The sequence below is a fragment of the Acidovorax temperans genome (assembly GCF_006716905.1).
GTDB classification, from domain to species: Bacteria; Pseudomonadota; Gammaproteobacteria; order Burkholderiales; family Burkholderiaceae_C; genus Acidovorax; species Acidovorax temperans.
On record NZ_VFPV01000002.1, the window covers coordinates 929,855 to 946,922 of the forward strand.

The 17,068-nt window shown below is 66.6% G+C and carries 11 protein-coding genes and 1 pseudogene; 4 read left to right on the forward strand and 8 right to left on the reverse strand.

From position 1 onward, the window contains the following. Positions 1–26: 26 nt before the first annotated feature. Positions 27–1,094 carry an ABC transporter ATP-binding protein gene (locus tag BDD18_RS12555; RefSeq protein WP_066788782.1) on the reverse strand — a complete coding sequence of 356 codons (1,068 nt, stop codon included), beginning with the start codon at positions 1,092–1,094 and terminating at the stop codon, positions 27–29. A 131-nt stretch (positions 1,095–1,225) separates the two neighbouring features. On the opposite strand from BDD18_RS12555, the gene BDD18_RS12560 reads away from it, so the two are divergent. After that, positions 1,226–2,854 (forward strand): ABC transporter permease, encoded by a 1,629-nt coding sequence (locus BDD18_RS12560; RefSeq protein WP_066788787.1) that lies wholly within the window; start codon positions 1,226–1,228, stop codon positions 2,852–2,854. Between the two features lie 160 nt (positions 2,855–3,014). Here BDD18_RS12560 and BDD18_RS12565 read toward each other — a convergent pair whose 3' ends face one another. The 5 genes from BDD18_RS12565 to BDD18_RS12585 all read right to left on the reverse strand — a co-directional run bounded on the left by BDD18_RS12565 (position 3,015) and on the right by BDD18_RS12585 (position 9,444). Next, on the reverse strand, positions 3,015–4,655 hold the full coding sequence (locus tag BDD18_RS12565; RefSeq protein ID WP_142083524.1) for a PepSY domain-containing protein: 1,641 nt from the start codon (positions 4,653–4,655) through the stop codon (positions 3,015–3,017). Positions 4,656–4,671: 16 nt separating this feature from the next. Further along, entirely contained in the window at positions 4,672–6,813 is a 2,142-nt protein-coding gene (locus BDD18_RS12570) for a TonB-dependent receptor (protein ID WP_211360790.1), read from the reverse strand. Between the two features lie 274 nt (positions 6,814–7,087). Next, the gene (locus tag BDD18_RS12575; protein WP_142083527.1) at positions 7,088–7,447 is read right to left on the reverse strand and encodes a DUF2946 family protein; all 360 of its coding nucleotides are present in this window, start codon (positions 7,445–7,447) and stop codon (positions 7,088–7,090) included. A gap of 54 nt (positions 7,448–7,501) precedes the next feature. Continuing rightward, positions 7,502–8,251 carry a LytR/AlgR family response regulator transcription factor gene (locus tag BDD18_RS12580; RefSeq protein WP_142083528.1) on the reverse strand — a complete coding sequence of 250 codons (750 nt, stop codon included), beginning with the start codon at positions 8,249–8,251 and terminating at the stop codon, positions 7,502–7,504. Then, positions 8,248–9,444, reverse strand: a complete 1,197-nt coding sequence (locus BDD18_RS12585; protein ID WP_142084083.1) for a sensor histidine kinase — start codon at positions 9,442–9,444, stop codon at positions 8,248–8,250. Before BDD18_RS12585 ends, BDD18_RS12580 begins: the two co-directional genes overlap by 4 nt. A gap of 49 nt (positions 9,445–9,493) precedes the next feature. Here BDD18_RS12585 and argH point away from each other — a divergent pair, with 49 nt between their 5' ends. Both argH and BDD18_RS12595 read left to right on the forward strand, forming a co-directional pair. After that, on the forward strand, positions 9,494–10,963 hold the full coding sequence (gene argH, locus BDD18_RS12590; RefSeq protein ID WP_142083530.1) for an argininosuccinate lyase: 1,470 nt from the start codon (positions 9,494–9,496) through the stop codon (positions 10,961–10,963). A 49-nt stretch (positions 10,964–11,012) separates the two neighbouring features. Beyond that, on the forward strand, positions 11,013–12,008 hold the full coding sequence (locus tag BDD18_RS12595; RefSeq protein WP_066693943.1) for a Bug family tripartite tricarboxylate transporter substrate binding protein: 996 nt from the start codon (positions 11,013–11,015) through the stop codon (positions 12,006–12,008). A gap of 148 nt (positions 12,009–12,156) precedes the next feature. Here the strand turns inward: BDD18_RS12595 and BDD18_RS12600 are convergent, their stop codons facing one another. After that, positions 12,157–12,765: a hypothetical protein gene (locus BDD18_RS12600; protein ID WP_142083532.1), complete on the reverse strand. Its 609-nt coding sequence runs from the start codon at positions 12,763–12,765 to the stop codon at positions 12,157–12,159. A gap of 29 nt (positions 12,766–12,794) precedes the next feature. Next, complete coding sequence (locus BDD18_RS12605) at positions 12,795–14,921, reverse strand: catalase (protein ID WP_142083534.1); 2,127 nt, start codon at positions 14,919–14,921, stop codon at positions 12,795–12,797. A gap of 234 nt (positions 14,922–15,155) precedes the next feature. Between BDD18_RS12605 and BDD18_RS12610 the strand changes: the two are divergent. Further along, a pseudogene (locus BDD18_RS12610) lies at positions 15,156–16,228 on the forward strand (rhomboid family intramembrane serine protease). Positions 16,229–17,068: the final 840 nt, after the last annotated feature.

Here is a 17,068-nt window from a genome sequence, read left to right on the forward strand (position 1 = left end):
GATTTGATGCAAATTGTCCGGTGGCCTCATGCACCTCGCGCAAAGGTCACCACATGGTCCACCTGGGCGCGAATGCCAATCCACTCGCCCACGGCATGGTCGTGGTGGCTGGGCACGTGGGCCATGACCTGCAGGCCGCTGTGCAGCCGCAGGGTGTACAGAAATTCTGACCCGCGAAACGCCTTGCGCACGATCTGCGCCTGCACCGGTGCGTGGTCGTCGTGCACGATGTCGTCGGCGCGCAGCAGCACATCGCATTCGCCGCCGGGGTAGCTGCTGGGCAGTGGACACTCGGCCAGATCGGTCAGGTCGCCCAGGGGGGTTTGGGCCACCACGTTGGTGCCGCGCTGCACCAGCGTGGCCGGGGCAAACACGCCATGGCCGATGAAGTCGGCCACAAAGCGCGTGGCCGGGCGGTGGTAGAGGGTGTAGGCGTCATCCCACTGGTGCAGGTGGCCTTCGTGCATCACGCCGATCACATCGCCAATGGCAAAGGCCTCGAACTGGTCGTGCGTCACGAACAGGGCGGTGGCCCCTGCGGCTTTCAGAATGCCGCGCACCTCGTGCGCCAGCCGTTCGCGCAGGTCTACGTCCAGGTTGGAAAAGGGCTCGTCCAGTAGCATGAGCTGCGGGCGTGGCGCCAGGGCACGCGCCAGGGCCACGCGCTGCTGCTGGCCGCCCGAGAGTTCATGGGGGTAGCGGTTCTCGCTGCCTTCCAGGCCCACCAGTTGCAGAACCTCGGCCACGCGGGCAGCTTGTTCGGCGCGCGGCAGCTGGTGGATGCCGAAGGCGACATTGCGGCCCACGGACAGGTGCGGGAACAGCGCGTAGTCCTGAAACACCATGCCAATGCGGCGCTGCTCGGGCGGCACGCTCAGCGTGGCACTGCTCACCACGCTTTTGGTCAGGCGGATTTCACCGCTGGAAACAGGCTCCAGCCCCGCTACGGCACGCAGCAAAGTGGTCTTGCCGCAGCCAGAAGGGCCAATGAGCACGCCGATGTCGCCCGCATGCAAGCCCAGCGAAACACCATGAACGGCGGCTTGTGCGCGGCCGGCGTAGCGCACATCGAGTTGGGAGACCTCTAGGAACATCCCGCCATTCTAGGTGGCGAATGCTTAAAATTCGCATTTGCATCCCAGCCGCCGCGGCGCGCAAGGGCCGTGCCGCCCTGGCGGGTGGCCCCCTGGCGCTGTGTTCCATCCGCCTCCATAGATTGCCCGTCTTGCGCCGCAGCCCCTTTGCTCTCCGTTCCCTGGCCCTGATTTTGTTGGCGGGCGTGCTTGCCTTGCCGGTATTGGCGGTGCTGGCGTCCTGGCTCCCCTGGGGGCAGGGAGACGCCCAGGCGGGCAGCATCTTGCGCGAGATGGCGGCCACGGTGCTGCCGGGCTATGTGGGTACCACCCTGTGGCTGAGTGTGATGGTGGCCTTGGGCGCGGCCCTGGTGGGCACCGCTGCTGCGGCGGCGGTTACGCTGTTTGATTTTCCGGGGCGGCGCACGTTTGAATGGCTGTTGCTGCTGCCGCTGGCCATGCCCGCGTATGTCACGGCCTATGCGTACACCGACTTTTTGCAGTTCAGCGGCCCCCTTCAGGTGGGCTTGCGCAACATGTTTGGCCTGGAAGGCCGCCTGCTGCCTGAAGTGCGCAGCCTGGGTGGTGCGGTGTGGGTGTTCATCTTCTCGCTCTACCCCTATGTGTACCTGCTGGCCCGCACGGCCCTGGGTGAGCGTGCGGCGCAACTCATGGAGGCAGCGCGGTTGCTGGGTGCCCCGCTGCCGCGCCGCATCCGGGCGGTGGCCTTGCCCCTGGCCCGCCCGGCCGTGGCTGCAGGCGTGGCGCTGGTGCTGATGGAGACCCTGGCCGACTTCGGCGTGGCCAGCTACTTTGGCATTCAGACCTTCACGACTGGCATCTACAAAGCCTGGCTGTCCATGGACAACCGCCTGGCGGCTGCCCAGCTGGCCACCATGCTGCTGGTGGTGGTGCTGGCCCTGTTGCACCTGGAGCACCGCGCCCAAAAGCGCATGCGCTTTGCCGCCGGTGGGGTGGGGCGTGCGGGCTCGTCAGAGGCGCAACCGCTGGTGCTGCGCGGTGGCTTGCGCGTGGCGGCATGGCTGGTGTGCGGCCTGCCGGTGCTGATGGGTTTTGTGGCACCGATTGCTTTCATGCTGCGGCCGCTGGCGGCCGACTGGTCGGTGCTGCCCTGGGGCCGTTTTGTGGAATGGGCCTGGCACAGTGTGCGGCTGGGCGGCATCACTTCTGCCCTGGCTGTGGCCGTGGCGTTGACGCTGGCCTTTGCCGTGCGCCGTCGCCCCGATGGCGTGACACGCGGCGTGGTGCAACTGGCCAGCTTGGGCTATGCGGTGCCGGGGGCCGTGATTGTGGTGGGGCTGCTGCTGCCCGTGGGCTGGCTGCAGGCGGCCGTGCCGCAGTGGGGCATTGGCGCGCTGGTGACGGCCACGGCAGTGGGCATTGTGTGGGCGTACCTGGTGCGCTTTTGTGCGGTGGCCCTGCAGTCGGTGCAAAGCGGCTATGCGCGCATTCCAGCCAGCCTGGATGATTCCGCCCGCATGCTGGGCATGGGAAGCCTGGGGCTCATGGCGCGGGTACATTGGCCGCTGCTGCGTCGCTCCACCGCTGCCGCCGCGCTGCTGGTGTTTGTGGACGTGATGAAGGAGCTGCCCGCCACCATGGTGCTGCGCCCTTTCAACAGCGACACCCTGGCCGTGGTGGCCTACCAGCTGGCCCGCGACGAGCGCCTGGGCGAAGCTGCCTTGCCGTCGCTGGCGCTGGTGGCGGTGGGCCTGGTGCCGGTGATTCTGCTCAGCCGCACCTTGCGCAGCCGCCACTGAGACGGCTGTGCCTTGCAATGAATCACGTCGTTGGTTCGCCTTCCCGTGATACAGCACGGTCTGCCATTTCCTGTCCGGTGATCTGAGGGAATGCAAAACCGTATGAGCTTGCGGCGCGGCGTCGTTGCCGCCTCGCAGCCTGCTCATCCGCTCGGAGCCGTCAGACATTGCCAGCTTGCGGGCTGGCCCTGCCGGTAGGTGCGCTCGCTGCAGCTGCCCGCGCGGTGCGTGGGTGTGCCGCTTTCGCTCCTGACCGCGCCTTGACCCGCAAGCGCCGCCAGCCCACCACCACCCCTGTCACGCTCAGGGCCGTGCCACCCAGGCTCAGCACGATCAGCACCACGTCCCACAGCGGGCGGCGCTCCAGCAGGGGCAGCCAGTCCCAACTGTGCAGCATGGAAAACAGCCAGCGGCTGGTGCGGCGGTGGGTGTCGGTGCGGCCCAGCACGGTGCCCGTGCGTGGGTCGATGTGCACCCAGGTGGCATGCGGGTCGGCAAACACCACCCGCCACACGGGCAAGGGCTTGTCGGCGCCACCGCCCATGGTGTGCGGGGCCCGGTCGTAATAGTGCAGGTCGTACGCGTGCAGCGTTTGCACTTCCTGTACGGGTGCGTCCACCAGGCGTGCGGCTGCGGCGGTCAACTCCTGCGGGGCGATGGCATGGTGCGCCGCGGTGGTTGCGTCCAGCAGCGTGGCCACGCCGCTGGGGTTCCAGGCCTGCACCACGGTGTGGCCCGCCGCGCGCACCCAGCGCAGCTCGCGCACGTTGGGCGTAGCCTGTGCCAGCAAGGCCTGCACGCTGGCCAGGGGTGCCCCATTGGCCAGTTGCAGGGGGCCGCCGTGCATGGCCGCGGTGCGCAGGGGCGGTGCACCGCTGTCAAACAGCTTCCAGGGGTTCATCGACATCAGCCCGCTGAACACCCAGGTGATGGTGACCGCTGCGAACAGCAGTCCCGTGGTGTGGTGCCACTTCATCATGCCGCCGGGGTAGGGCGAGCGTGAACCGCTTTTGTAGCGTGGCCCGGTGAAACGCCAGCGCAGCACGCCCACCACGGTGCCCGTGAGCGCCAGCACGACGCCAGCGATGGACAGCCAGTTCACGATGTCCGTCCAGTACCTGTCGAACATGTTGCCCCGGAAAGGGTAGAGCCAGTGGATCCATGCGCCTGCGTAGTTCCACAGGCGTTCCGTGCGGGTGGCGTCGCGCACCACCTCGCCCGTGGCGTTGGAGACATACACCACCGTGTCGTCTGCGTCACCCAGGGCCACGGTGTGCAAGGGTCGGTGCATGTCCAGCGCCCTGGAATGGGTGAACGCGTCTTCGCTCACCATGCCCAGGTGCTGGGGGTAGGCGTCTGCTGCCAAGGCGCTGTCACGCGACGAGGCGAAGGTTTGGGCCGATGCCAGCGCGTGGGCGGCTGATACGTTGCGGATCAGCTCGCCCGTGGTGGCATCGATGACCACCGGCGCTGTCTTGGAGCGCCGTGCAGCCTTGCTGCCGGGCTCAAGTTCAGTGGCGGGGGTGGCCACATACACGGGGCGACCGCCACTGGCCAGCGCCAGCCGCAGCTCTTGCAGTGGGCCCTGCAAGCCTGCCGCTTGCAGGGCCTGGGCAGGTTGCAGCGCAATGGGCACCCCGCGCAGCGGGGGCAGGTGCTCCAGCCGCTCGGCCGGTGTGAGCTTGGGGTAGCCCACGTACATCATGACGATGCCAGAGATGAACCAGAGGGCGAAGACGCTGCACAGCAGCACCCCCAGCCAACGGTGAACCAGGTAAAGCCAGCGTTTGGCGTGCCGCATGGGGTGCCCTGCCTTTTTAGAACGCGGTGTGGAGTGTCACGTCCAGCGTGCGTGGGGCGCCCAGGTAGACTTGGCCGCTGCCCGCATTGGCGGCGTAGATCCGGTCTGTGGCGTTGCGCAGGCGGGCCGTCAGTGTGGTGGTGTGCCGCAGCTTCCAGGCTACGCCCAGGTCCAGCAGCGTGTAGGCGGGCCAGTGTTGCGTGTTGGTGGCATTGGCATACACCTTGCCCACATGGCGCACACCCGCGCTGGCCGTCCATGTCGGCGTCAGGGCATAGCTCACCCACAGGTTGGCCACCGTCTGAGGTGTGTTGGTGGGTGTTTTGCCGGCCAGCGAAACGCCGCCTTGCACAAAGTTCTCGTAACGCGCCTGCGTGCGCACCAGGTTGCCTTGCAGCTGCCAGCGTGCATGGGGGCGCAGCCCTGCGGCCAGTTCCACGCCTTTGGACGATTGCTCGCCCACCAGCAGTGTCTGGCTGCTGTTGTTGGGGTCTTGGGTGGCGATGTTCTTGCGCGTGATGTGGAAGGCCGCCACGGTGGCCGTGCCTTTGCCGCCCCAGAAGTCCAGCTTGCTGCCTACTTCGTACGAGCGGCCTGTGGTCAGCTCGGTGTTGTCGCGCACGTTGGCAAAGGTGGCAGTGCTCAGAACACCTGCTGGCGGATCGGCCGCCGTGGCGTACTGCGCGTACAGGTTCATGCCAGGGGCCACGTCCCACACCAGGCCCATGCGTCCGGTGGTGGGCTCGTAGCTGCGGGCCATGTGGGCGGGGCTGGCGGCCGTGATGGCGCGGCGATTGGTGAGGTCCAGCGCAATGCGTTCGTGCCGCAGCGCGGTTATCAGCTGCAGTGCGGGTGCCAGGGCGGTGCGGTTTTCCAGGTACACGGCGGTGGTCGTGACCTTGTTGTCGCGGTCAGGCTGGAAGCCGGGCTTCATGCCCGGGATGTTGAAGAAATACTCGGTAGTGAAGTTGTAGGGGTCCACCGTGCTCACGGTGGTGGACAGGCTGTTGGGGAAGCGGGTTTGCCGGTTCACGCTGAAGTCCAGCCCGGCAGACCAGTCGCTGCGCCGGCCGGCCAGGGTGCCTTGGTAGTTGGCTTCCAGGCGGTTGCCAATCACCTCGTGGTCATGCCGTTGCAGCAGCACGCCCGAGCGCGCCACAGCCGTGTTGGTGGCATTGAAGGCGTAGGTTTCGACGTTGCGGTAGTCGCGTAGCGCATCGTAGGCGTACAGGGTGTTGCGCAGCTGCAGTGCGTCTGACACCCTCCATTGCGCCACAGAGCGCAGCCACTGCACGCGCTGTGCGTACAGCCCGTCGGCGCTGTTGTAGTTCTTGTCGCGGGTGCCTGGGTCAATGCGCAGCTCGCCCACGGCCGGTTGCAGCACGGGGGTGCCCCAGTAAGGGCGGTGCACGTTTTCGTTCTGGTATTCGTAGGCCAGCAGGTGGCTCCAGCCGCTGCCCAGGTCAGACAGCAGCGATGTCGCCAGCTGCGTGGCGCGGCGCTCGGTGCCTTCCGTCCAGCTGCCGCCGTCACGGTGGTTCAGATCCAGTCGTGCGTAGTGTGCGGTTCCACCGCCCGCGGCTGTGGCCGCAGAGCCCAGGCGGCGGTTGATGCCGATGGACACTTCCCGCAGCCGGTGCGAGCCAGCACGTACCTGCGCTTCGGTGAAGTCGGTGCGCTCGGGCGTTTTGGTGATGTAGTTGATGGATCCGCCCACCGCGCCCGAGCCGAACAGGAAGCTCGACGGGCCGCCAATGGCTTCCACCCGGTCGTAGATCCAGCTGTCCACGGGGCGCGCCGCAATGCTGTACTGCACCGTGATGCCATTGAACAACTGGCCCAGCGAGCCGCTGCCAAAACCACGGTAGCTCACGCCCACGCTGCCCGGCGCATCGTGTGCGGTCACGCCGGGCACGGCCCGCAAGATTTCCTGGGTGTCCTGGGCGCCCCGTGCCTCGATGGTGGCGCGGTCCACCACGGTGACCGATGCGGGCGTCTCGCGCGCTGTCAGGCCCAGGCGGCTGCCGGTTTCCACGGGTGTGTCGAGAGTGAGCTTGCCGTTGGGGGTGGCAGAGCCCTCGGTCACCTCCACCACCGGCAGGGTGGCGGTTTGGGGTGTGGTGGTTGCCTTCTCCTGGGCTGATGTGCCCAGCGGCATGAACGCCAGTGCAGCAGCCACGCTGGCCACCAGGGTGTGCAGTGCGAATGGCGGTAGCCCTTGTTGGAGGTTAAGAGATGAAAAGACGGAACGGCGCACGGCGGCGCCCACGGCCGCAGTGCGGCCCAAAGCTGGGAATGGCATGAAACATCACTCTGAAAGCGGCAGGCCAGCGCCAGGCAAAACGATGCCGGGCCCACCCTGCTGCACATACGAACAGGCACCGCCAGCCCCAGGGCATGAAGGCACCGGGTGTGAGCGGATCAGGAACGGGTCAGAGTGAGTGCGGTGGGCCGCGCGCAGGCAGCGGCGCAGCCGTGGCGGCCGCAATGCGGGCCGCCTGCACGGGCTGCACGGCATGGGCCAGCGGCTGCGGGGGGGGAGGTGCCCAGGCCGCAGGGGCCGGAGGCGCGCCGGTAGCGGGGGCGCACAAGGGGCAGTCCATGTTGGTAGAGCCCATCTCTACCGCGCCGTCGACGGTCTGCACCATCCACTTGATGGCCCCGGCGCCCGAGCAGATCACTTCGATGGACTGTGGGTGGATGAGCGGCGATGCCACCGACACCCCGAGGGAGGCGACGAACCACGCCAGCACCCAAAGGCGCAGGAGGGAGAGGGTTCGATGGCTGGACATGGCGCGCGATTATGCCCCGTGCCGGTGGTGCGCGGCTTGATCTGACCGGGGTGGTCAGCGCGCCAGTTCTTCGCGCACTGCAGCCACTTGCCTGCGCGAGACCGACAGCACTTCGGTAGAGCCCTGCAAGCGCACGGCCCAGCCTTCGCCCTCGTCGGGGTCGTGGTGCTTTTCCAGCGCTCGCAGCGCGCGGCGCGCCACCAGGGCGTTGCGGTGGATGCGCAGGAAGCGCTCGCCATAGCGCGACTCCAGGTCGCTCAATGCACCATCCATGATGAAGCTGCGGGTGGCAGTGCGCACCGTCACGTACTTCTGCTCGGCCTTGAAATACAGCACCTCGTGCAGCGCAATGCGCTCGGTGCGGCCCCGGTCCTGGATGAGCAGCGTCTCGCCTTCGGGCAGGGTGGAGATGGGGGCAGGCGTGCTGGGGCGCAGCAGGCGCTGCACCTTGGCCAGCGCCTGCTGCAGGCGTTCGCGCCGCACGGGCTTGGTGAGGTAGTCCACGGCGTCCAGTTCAAACGCGCTCACCGCATGGTCGGCATAGGCGGTGACGAACACCACGGCAGGCGGCTGGGGCAGGGCCTGCACGGCGTGGGCCAGGCTCAGGCCGTCCTGGCCGGGCATGTGGATGTCCAGCAGCAGCACGTCAAAGCCGCGCCCGCCGGTGGGGCCCAGCAGCGCCAGCGCTTCGCCCGCGTTGCCTGCTTCTCCCACGGTGGTGCGCTGGCAGTCGGTGCAGTCGCTCAGCAGGGTGCGCAAGCGCTGGCGGGCCAGCGGTTCGTCGTCAACGATCAGGATGTTCATGGCGCTTTCGGCGGTGTGGAAGGTGAGGCTGTGCGTGGCGTGGTCGATGGTTTGCGGCGCCCCTTGGCGGCCCGCTGGGCTTGCAGTGCGCGGCGCATGGGGGCTTCCACCGGCAGCGTGATGCGCACCTGGTAGAGCCCGTCTTGCACCCCCGCCGTGAATTCGCCCTGCACATCGTGCAGCAGTGCCAGCCGGGCACGCACATTGGCCAGCGCAATGCCATGGCCGCGTGGTGCATCGTTCTTGATGTGCGAGGGCGGCAGGGTGTTGGTGATGCGCACCACCACGCGGCTGCCGCGCAGCTCGGTCATCACCTTCAGCTTGCCGCCGCGCGGGCTGGGCTCCACACCGTGCTTGACGGCGTTTTCCACCAGCGGCTGCAGCAGCAGGGGCGGCAGGCGGGCGGCATCGGTGCGCGGGTCCAGGCTCCACTGCACCTGCAGGCGGTGGCCAAAGCGCACCTCTTCTATTGCCAGATAGCGCTGTGCCAGCGTGATTTCCTCGGCCAGCGTCACAGATTCGCCTTGCTCCACCAGCGCGTGCCGGAAGAGGTCGCTCAGGTCTTCCAGCAAAGACTCTGCCTTGGCTGGTTCGGCGCGCACCAGGGCGATGGCGCTGTTGAGGGTGTTGAACAGAAAGTGGGGGCGGATGCGCGACTGCAGTTCCGTCAGGCGTGCCGTGGTGGCCGCGGGGGTGCGGCCGCGCGCGCGCAGCACCAGCGCCGTGACCAGCATGGCTGACAGCAGTGCCCCGCAGGCGGCGCTGGCGAGCCATGGGGGCGAGGGCGGTGCCACATTGGCCAGCTTGAGCATGGCGCAGGCATAGGCACCCGCCAGCGCCCCCAGCACCACGCCCGCTGCATATTGCTGGGCGGTGCTCAGGCGCTGCAGCACGGTCTTGAGGCTGCAGGCCGTGCCCAGCCAGACCAGCGTGGCGGGCAAGGCACCGCCCGTGAGCAGGGCCACCGTGGCCAGCCATTGGTAAAGCGTCTCGGCCACGAACATGGCCCCTACGCCCACCACCGTCTCCACAAACAGCACCGCGCGCAGTACCACCCCCAGGTGGCATGCATCGAACACCAGGGCCCGCCCGGCAGGGGCTTTGGAGCCCTTGGACCATGGCTGCGCCTGCGCAGAAGACGGTGTTTGTCCGCGCTCGGGGGGCAGGGTCGATAAAATTTCGGTGTTTTGCATTGGCATCCGGGCTGTCCGGGTGTCTGAACCATCCAATTATTGCCCTCCCATGTCCTCCAGCCAAGCCAACAACGCCGCGTCTGCGCCATCCCACAACCAGCTTGACACCAAGGCCCAGGCCTGGTCTGCGTTGTTCTCTGAGCCCATGAGCGACCTGGTCAAGCGCTACACCTCCAGCGTGTTCTTCGACAAGCGCCTGTGGCAGGCCGACATTGCAGGCAGCCTGGCCCACGCAGAGATGCTGGCCGCGCAAGGCGTGATCAGCGCGGAGGATCACGCTTCCATCCAGCGCGGCATGGCGCAGATCACACAGGAAATCGAATCCGGCGCGTTTGAATGGAAGCTGGACCTGGAAGACGTGCACCTGAACATCGAGGCCCGCCTGACCCAGCTGGTGGGCGACGCTGGCAAGCGCCTGCACACCGGCCGCAGCCGCAACGACCAGGTAGCCACCGACGTGCGCCTGTGGCTGCGCGGCGAGATTGACCTGATTGGCGACTTGCTCAAAGAACTGCAGATCTCTTTGGTCGATGTGGCCGAGCAGAACGTGGACGTGATCCTGCCCGGCTTCACCCACCTGCAGGTGGCGCAGCCCGTGAGTTTTGGCCACCACATGCTGGCCTATGTGGAGATGTTCAAGCGCGACGCCGAGCGCATGGCCGATGTGCGCCGCCGCACCAACGTGCTGCCGCTGGGCAGCGCGGCCCTGGCCGGCACCACCTACCCGCTGGACCGCGAACGCGTGGCGCGTACGCTGGGCATGGAGGGCGTCTGCCAGAACAGCCTGGACGCTGTGAGCGACCGCGATTTCGCCATCGAATTCACCGCTGCCGCCAGCCTGTGCATGGTGCACGTGAGCCGCCTGAGTGAAGAACTCATCATCTGGATGAGCCAGAACTTCGGCTTCATCAAGATTGCCGATCGCTTTACGACGGGCTCGTCGATCATGCCGCAGAAGAAGAACCCCGATGTGCCCGAACTGGCACGCGGCAAGACGGGCCGTGTGGTCGGCCACCTCATGGGCCTGATCACCCTGATGAAGGGCCAGCCCCTGGCCTACAACAAGGACAACCAGGAAGACAAGGAGCCGCTGTTCGACACGGTGGACACGCTCAAGGACACCCTGCGCATCTTTGCCGAAATGGTGGGCGGCCAGCTGAACCCTGCCACCGGCAAGAAGGAAGGCGGCATCACCGTCAACGCGCCTGCGATGGAGCAAGCTGCACTCAAGGGCTATGCCACCGCCACCGATCTGGCCGACTACCTGGTGAAGAAGGGCCTGCCCTTCCGCGACGCGCACGAAACCGTGGCCCATGCCGTCAAGGCCGCCACCACCCATGCGTGTGACCTGTCGGAGCTGCCCCTGACTGTGCTGCAAGGCTTCCACCCCGCCATCGAAAAAGACGTGTACGAGTGCCTGAGCCTGCGCGGCTCGCTCAACGCGCGCAACACGCTGGGCGGCACTGCACCCGCCCAGGTGCGTGCGCAACTCGCTCGCCACCGCGCACGCCTGGCCTGAGGGCCGCGTGCCTCGCCGTTTTGATTGCCACATCTGCAGGAGCCATGCCATGACATCCCATTCCTCGCGCCGCAGCCTGCTGGCCCGCGCCGTGCGCACCACGGCCGTGCTGGGCGCGGCCCTTACCGTGGGGCTGGCCAGTGCGCAGTCCGCCAAGCCCGTGCGCATTCTGGTGGGCTTTCCGCCCGGCGGCGGCAGTGATGCCATTGCCCGCCTGCTGGCCGAAAAGCTCAAGGACGAACTGCACATGCCCGTGGTGGTGGAAAACCGCCCCGGCGCAGGCGGGCAGATTGCGGCGCAGGCCCTCAAGGCCGCACCGGCCGATGGGCACACGCTGTTCCTGTCGCACGACCACACCATCTCCATCCTGCCCCAGGTGGTGAAGAACCCTGGTTACGACCCGGTGCACGACTTTGTGTCGGTGGGCGGCTTTGCCACGTTCGTGAATGCGTTCGCCGTCTCGGGCGGCACCCCGGCCAGGTCGTTCACCGACTACGTGGCCTGGGTGAAGGCGCAGGGCAAGGGCAAAGGGGCGGTGGGCATTCCGGCCCCGGCCTCCACGCCCGAGTTCCTGGTCAAGCTGGTGGGCGAAAAGTACCAGATCGACCTGGTCTCTGCCCCCTACCGCGGCAGCGCGCCCATGATGGCTGACATGCTGGGCAACCAGATCGCGGCGGGTGTGGGCTCGGTGCAGGATTTCATCGAGAACCACAAGGCAGGCAAGGTGCATGTGGTGGCCGTACTGGGCACCCGCCGCCAGGCCGCCATGCCCGATGTGCCCACGTTTGATGAGCTGGGCCTCAAGGGCTTTGAAGACCTGCCGTATTACGGCATCTACGCCCCCGCAGGCACGCCGCAGAAGTTCGTGGTGGACTTCTCCAACGCGCTGGCCAAGGTGGTCGCGCAGCCGGATGTACACAGCCAGCTCACCACCATGGGGCTCACCGTGGGGTACATGACCCCGCAGCAACTCACCAACCGCCAGAACGCCTACACCCAGGCCTGGTCGCGCATCATCAAGAACAGCGGTTTCGTTGCGCAGTAACCTGCACGGTGCGGGTGGGGCAGGCCAAGGCCTCCGCCTCAGGGTTTGAAGCAAAAATAGCTGCCAGCGCTTATGGATAAAGCGCTGGCAGCTATTTTATTGATAGCGATTGCCGCAGGCGTCTATCCGTCTGCTGGCTGCATGCTGGTCAGAGCATGCTTTCGCGCTGCTGCTCGGCGCGTGATGCGCCAATGGCGGTTTCCACGTTCTTGACCTCCTCGGGCGGCGGCAGCACCGCCGGCAGGCCCAGGGCCTCGATGGCCAGTTCGCGGCACCAGCCCTTGGTGTGGTACAGGTGGTGGTCTTCGTCTTTCTCCACCGCTTCGTGGGCTGCTTTCAGGGCCCGGCCCAGATCGCCCGTGGCCACTTCGGCCACCTTGCCCAGCAGTTCCCAGTTGGCGTGGTCTTTGGTTTCTGCGTGCACCACACATTCACAAGCCACCAGCTGGGCGGCGGCGGGGTTGCCCCCTTGCTTGGCCAGCTGCATGGCTTTGACCAGCGACTCGCCAATGTGTTTGACCACCCGGCGCGTGGGCGACTGGGTGTCAGGGTCCAGCCCCAGGGTGTCGCACAGGCTGCGCACCACGTCCTGGTGGGTCAGGGTTTCTTGCAGATAGCCTTCCCATTCTTCCTTCAGGTCGGGATTCACGGCGCAGGTGAGTGCGGTGCGGTACACCTGCTCGCCGCCGAGTTCGGTTTCCATCATTTGCAGCACCATGTCGTTGAGCTGCTGGCTGTCGTAACGGGCTTTGGACATGGTTTCTCCTTCAACGGGTTGTTGTTGGGTTAAGCAAGGGTGCGCACTTTGGGTTCGCGGGCCCATTGGCGGGTTTGTGCCGCGGCAATGAAGCCCTCGGCATCGGCGGGGGCCACAACGCCCGCATCGGGCTCGATGCCACCGGCCTGCAAGATGGCCTGCGTGCCCTTGCACGCGGCAATGGCCTTGAGGTGGCCGAAGGCGTCGCGAAACCAGTCCACGGCTGCGGCTTCTTTGGCCAGTTGCTCGCCCATCTCGGGCGACAGGATGGACGCCACGGCGTCAAACACCACCGACGGCGTGCCCTGCAACTGGCTATCAGCGGGCAGCAGCGTGCCGTCTTTCAGCACCGCGCCGCCCACCTTGGGCGCAACGATCTTGACCGTGGCGCCTGCTTTCTCCAGCGCCTTGCGCAGGTTGGCTACGGTGGTGCCGTTCGAGCCATCGGCCACCAGGATGCCGATGCAGCGGCCCTGCAGCGTGGGCTTCATGCGGTCGATGATGCGCAGCGCGGGCGACAGTGGCAGGTCTTGCACCGGCTCGGCAGCGGGTGGGGCCGGGGGCAGCGCCTGCAGGCCCAGGCCGGCTGCCACGCGCTGGGCCAGTTCAGGGTCCACATGCAGCAGCTGGCCCACCACCGCCTCGCGCACATGCGGTGTCTCCACCTTCGACAGCTCAAACACCAGCGCCGACGCCATGTGCGCCTGCTCCAGCGGGCTTTGGCTGCGGTAGAACATGCGCGCCTGGCTGTAGTGGTCGGCAAAGCTTTCGGGGCGGATGCGGCCCTTGCCCCGGCCACTGCCATCGTCGCCCTGCGCAAAGTGGCGGAAGCCCCGCGCCAGCGAAGCGCGCGGCGTGTCGCCCTGCAGGCTGCTGGGCTCGTAGTTCACGCGGCCCTTGGGCACCTGCATCTGCATGTGGCCATCGCGCTGCATGTGGTGGAAGGGGCACTTGGGTGCGTTGATCGGGATCTGCGCAAAGTTGGGCCCGCCCAGGCGCGAGAGCTGCGTGTCCAGGTACGAAAACAGGCGGCCTTGCAGCAATGGGTCGTTGCTGAAGTCGATGCCCGGCGGCACGTTGGCGGGGCAGAAGGCCACCTGCTCGGTCTCGGCAAAGAAGTTGTCGGGCCAGCGGTTGAGCACCATGCGGCCGATGGGTTGCAGCGGCACCAGCTCCTCGGGGATGAGCTTGGTCGGGTCCAGGTGGTCGAAGGGGAAGCGCTCGGCGTCTTCCTCGGTGAACAGCTGCACCGACAGCTCCCACTCCGGGAAGTCGCCGTCCTCAATCGCTTCAAACAGGTCGCGGCGGTGGAAGTCGTTGTCGGCCGCCTGCAGCTTCATCGCTTCGTCCCACACGGTGGACTGGATGCCCAGCTTGGGCCGCCAGTGGAACTTCACGAACGTGCTTTCGCCCGCTGCATTGATGAGGCGGAAGCTGTGCACGCCAAAGCCCTCCATGGTGCGCAGGCTGCGCGGCAGGGTGCGGTCGCTCATGGCCCACATCACCATGTGCATCGACTCAGGCATCAGCGAAACAAAGTCCCAGAAGGTGTCGTGCGCGCTGGCGGCCTGGGGGAAGGCGCGGTCCGGCTCCATCTTTACGGCGTGCACCAAGTCCGGGAACTTCATTGCGTCCTGGATGAAGAACACCGGAATGTTGTTGCCCACCAGGTCCCAGTTGCCCTCGGGCGTGTAGAACTTCACGGCAAAGCCGCGCACGTCGCGCGGTGTGTCCACCGAGCCTGCACCGCCCGCCACGGTGGAAAAGCGCGTGAACACAGGCGTCTGCACGCCCACTTCGGTCAGCACCTGGGCTGTGGTGTATTTCTTGAGCGAATGCGTCAGCTCGAAAAAGCCATGCGCGCCCGAGCCACGCGCGTGCACGATGCGCTCGGGGATGCGTTCGTGGTCAAAGTGCGTGATCTTCTCGCGCAGGATGAAATCTTCCAGCAGCGCGGGCCCGCGTGGCGAGGAGCGCAGAGAGTTCTGGTTGTCTGCCACCGCAATGCCCTGCTGCGTGGTCAGCACCGGGTGTTTGCCACCGGCTTGCTGTTGCAGCTCACCGGCGTTGCCGCGAAAGGTTTCAGACTGGGTGGAAGAGGGCAGTGCAGACGGCGACTTTGGTGCCGCGCCGCGCGAAGTGGGGGTTCGTGCCATGGGCGCTCCTGAAGGTTGGGGTATCAGAAAAAGAACAGCCCTCATCGTTGGATCCCAGCGCTTTGCCACGCGTAGGACACAGCCCCATGTGCGCGTCGTCGTGCTCAGGCAATGGCCGGTGGGCACCGCAACGCACGCCGGCTGGTGTTTGCTACGCTTGGCGCCCACCGCGTTGATTGCGGCGGGCCCTTGCGGCTGGCGCCATCGACATTTCTGCCCTTGCTCTGCTGACCCATGTTCTACGCCATCCCCCTCGAAAGCCGGCCCACCTGGCGCAACCCGCCGTGGATGACCGTGCTGCTGATCTTGGTGAACATGCTCGTGTTCTGGGGCCCGCAGCGCACCGAGGTCTCTTCCTGTTCGGCTTCTCGGTCGAGCTGGCACTGGGGCGCACCACCTACCTCGCGTTCTACCTGCTGGGCGGCCTGGGGGGCTCGGCCCTGTCGGCCTGGGCGTATGGCGGCACTGGCAGCTATGGCCTGGGCGCTTCGGGGGCGGTGTCTGCGTTGATGGGCATGTATGCCGTGCTGTACCGGTTGCGGCGTGTGCGGTTTTTCTACCAGCTGTTTTTCTATTTCAACTACGTCACGGCGCCAGCGTTGCTGCTATTGCCCACGTGGATTGCGAACGAGTTGCTTCAGCACTGGCTCAGCGGCCGAGGCGTGGCCTACATGGCCCACTTGGGTGGCTTGCTCGCAGGGGCTTCGCTGATGGCCCTGGTGATGCTGGTGCGCCGCCGCCCCCTGGAAGTGCCCACGGCGCAGGTTGCCGTGCCCGATGACGGTTTTGACACCCATGTGGCCAACGCCCAGCGCCTGGCCCAGGCCATGAAGTTTGAGCAGGCGCTGCCCCAGTGGCGCGCCGCCGCCAAGCTGCGCCCGCAGGATCAACAGGTGCTCAGCGCCTGGTTCAAGACCGCATCGCTGTGGCCCGACAGCGAAGACTTTCACCGCGCCGCGCGCCGCATCTTCCGGCTGCGCGCCCATGACGAGCAGACGTTGCAGTTTCAGCACGCCAGCTACCGCACCTACTTCGACAAAGCCAAGCCCGGCGCGCGTTTGCTGCCGGACGACATGGCCCGCCTGTCCCGGCGCTTTGCGCGGGCGCAGCAGTGGGGCGATGCGGAAAAGCTGTTCAACGCCTTGCACAAGACAGCGCCTGCGCACCCGGAGCTGGGGGAGACGCTGGGCATGTTGGTGGCTGCGCTGTGCCATGCGGGGCGGCGGGAGCAGGCGGCTGTGTTCCGGCCGCAGTTGCAGCAGTTGGCGCCGGGGAGTGCGGCGTTGCAGGTGTTGGGTGGGGTTTAGGTTTTGATTGAATTGGGCTATGGCGCTTGTGGGGTAAGCGCTGGTAGCTATTGAATTGATAGTGGGCTGATTGGTCGTTCGTCTTTCGGGATTGGTTTGCTGATCTTGCGGCTTGCCTGTGCGGAGGGCGGGAGCCGGGTGTTCGCCCCGGCGGGCGCCTCACTTTCTTTTGCTTCGCCAAAAGAAAGTAAGCAAAGAAAAGGCGACCCCCAGTCTGCGACCCCTTCGCTGCGCTACGGGGTAAACCTGCGGCGGTGCGGCTGCGGGGTGCGCTGCGGAACTCACTGCGCTGCGTGGCAGCTCCGTTCGGACAGCCGCAGCGAGTCAGTTCACGAAGCACGCGCGCTCCGACGCGCGTGCCACCCCGCAACCGCCCCGCAGCAGGCGCAGCCAGCAGGGGGTGAACACCCCAACAGCCATTCGGGTCTTCGCTGCGCTCGACCCGGCACAGGCTGCGTCCTGTGCAAGGCGCTTGTGCCCACAACACAGGGCCGAGCGAAGCAATGGCCCGAGCGGCTGTTCGGCTCCCACACCCCTCTGTATGCGCCGAGGAGCGCAGCGGCCAGCGGATCAGGGCTCGCGATTGTCTGAGCGCAGCGAGTTCGAGCGAGACCCCGCTGGACGCGAGCACCGCAGGTTGCCCCGTAGCGAAGCGCAGGGGACGCAGACAGTGGGGTCGCCCTTTCTTTGGTGACTTTCTTTCGGCGAAGCGAAAGAAAGTTACTGCGCCGCCGGGCGCACTCCCCGGCTCCCGCCCTTGGCAAAGGCATGCAGCCAAAAGACTGGCGACGAACCAGATCACTATGAATTCAATAGCTACCAGCGCTTGCCCCACAAGCG

Excerpts from the sequence above, each read along its gene's own strand:
- BDD18_RS12555 (WP_066788782.1), bottom strand. The coding sequence starts at position 1,094 with ATGTTCCTAGAGGTCTCCCAACTCGATGTGCGCTACGCCGGCCGCGCA.
- BDD18_RS12565 (WP_142083524.1), bottom strand. The coding sequence starts at position 4,655 with ATGCGGCACGCCAAACGCTGGCTTTACCTGGTTCACCGTTGGCTGGGG.
- BDD18_RS12570 (WP_211360790.1), bottom strand. The coding sequence starts at position 6,813 with ATGCCGCTGGGCACATCAGCCCAGGAGAAGGCAACCACCACACCCCAA.
- BDD18_RS12575 (WP_142083527.1), bottom strand. The coding sequence starts at position 7,447 with ATGTCCAGCCATCGAACCCTCTCCCTCCTGCGCCTTTGGGTGCTGGCG.
- BDD18_RS12580 (WP_142083528.1), bottom strand. The coding sequence starts at position 8,251 with ATGAACATCCTGATCGTTGACGACGAACCGCTGGCCCGCCAGCGCTTG.
- BDD18_RS12585 (WP_142084083.1), bottom strand. The coding sequence starts at position 9,444 with ATGCAAAACACCGAAATTTTATCGACCCTGCCCCCCGAGCGCGGACAA.
- argH (WP_142083530.1), top strand. The coding sequence starts at position 9,494 with ATGTCCTCCAGCCAAGCCAACAACGCCGCGTCTGCGCCATCCCACAAC.
- BDD18_RS12595 (WP_066693943.1), top strand. The coding sequence starts at position 11,013 with ATGACATCCCATTCCTCGCGCCGCAGCCTGCTGGCCCGCGCCGTGCGC.
- BDD18_RS12600 (WP_142083532.1), bottom strand. The coding sequence starts at position 12,765 with ATGTCCAAAGCCCGTTACGACAGCCAGCAGCTCAACGACATGGTGCTG.
- BDD18_RS12605 (WP_142083534.1), bottom strand. The coding sequence starts at position 14,921 with ATGGCACGAACCCCCACTTCGCGCGGCGCGGCACCAAAGTCGCCGTCT.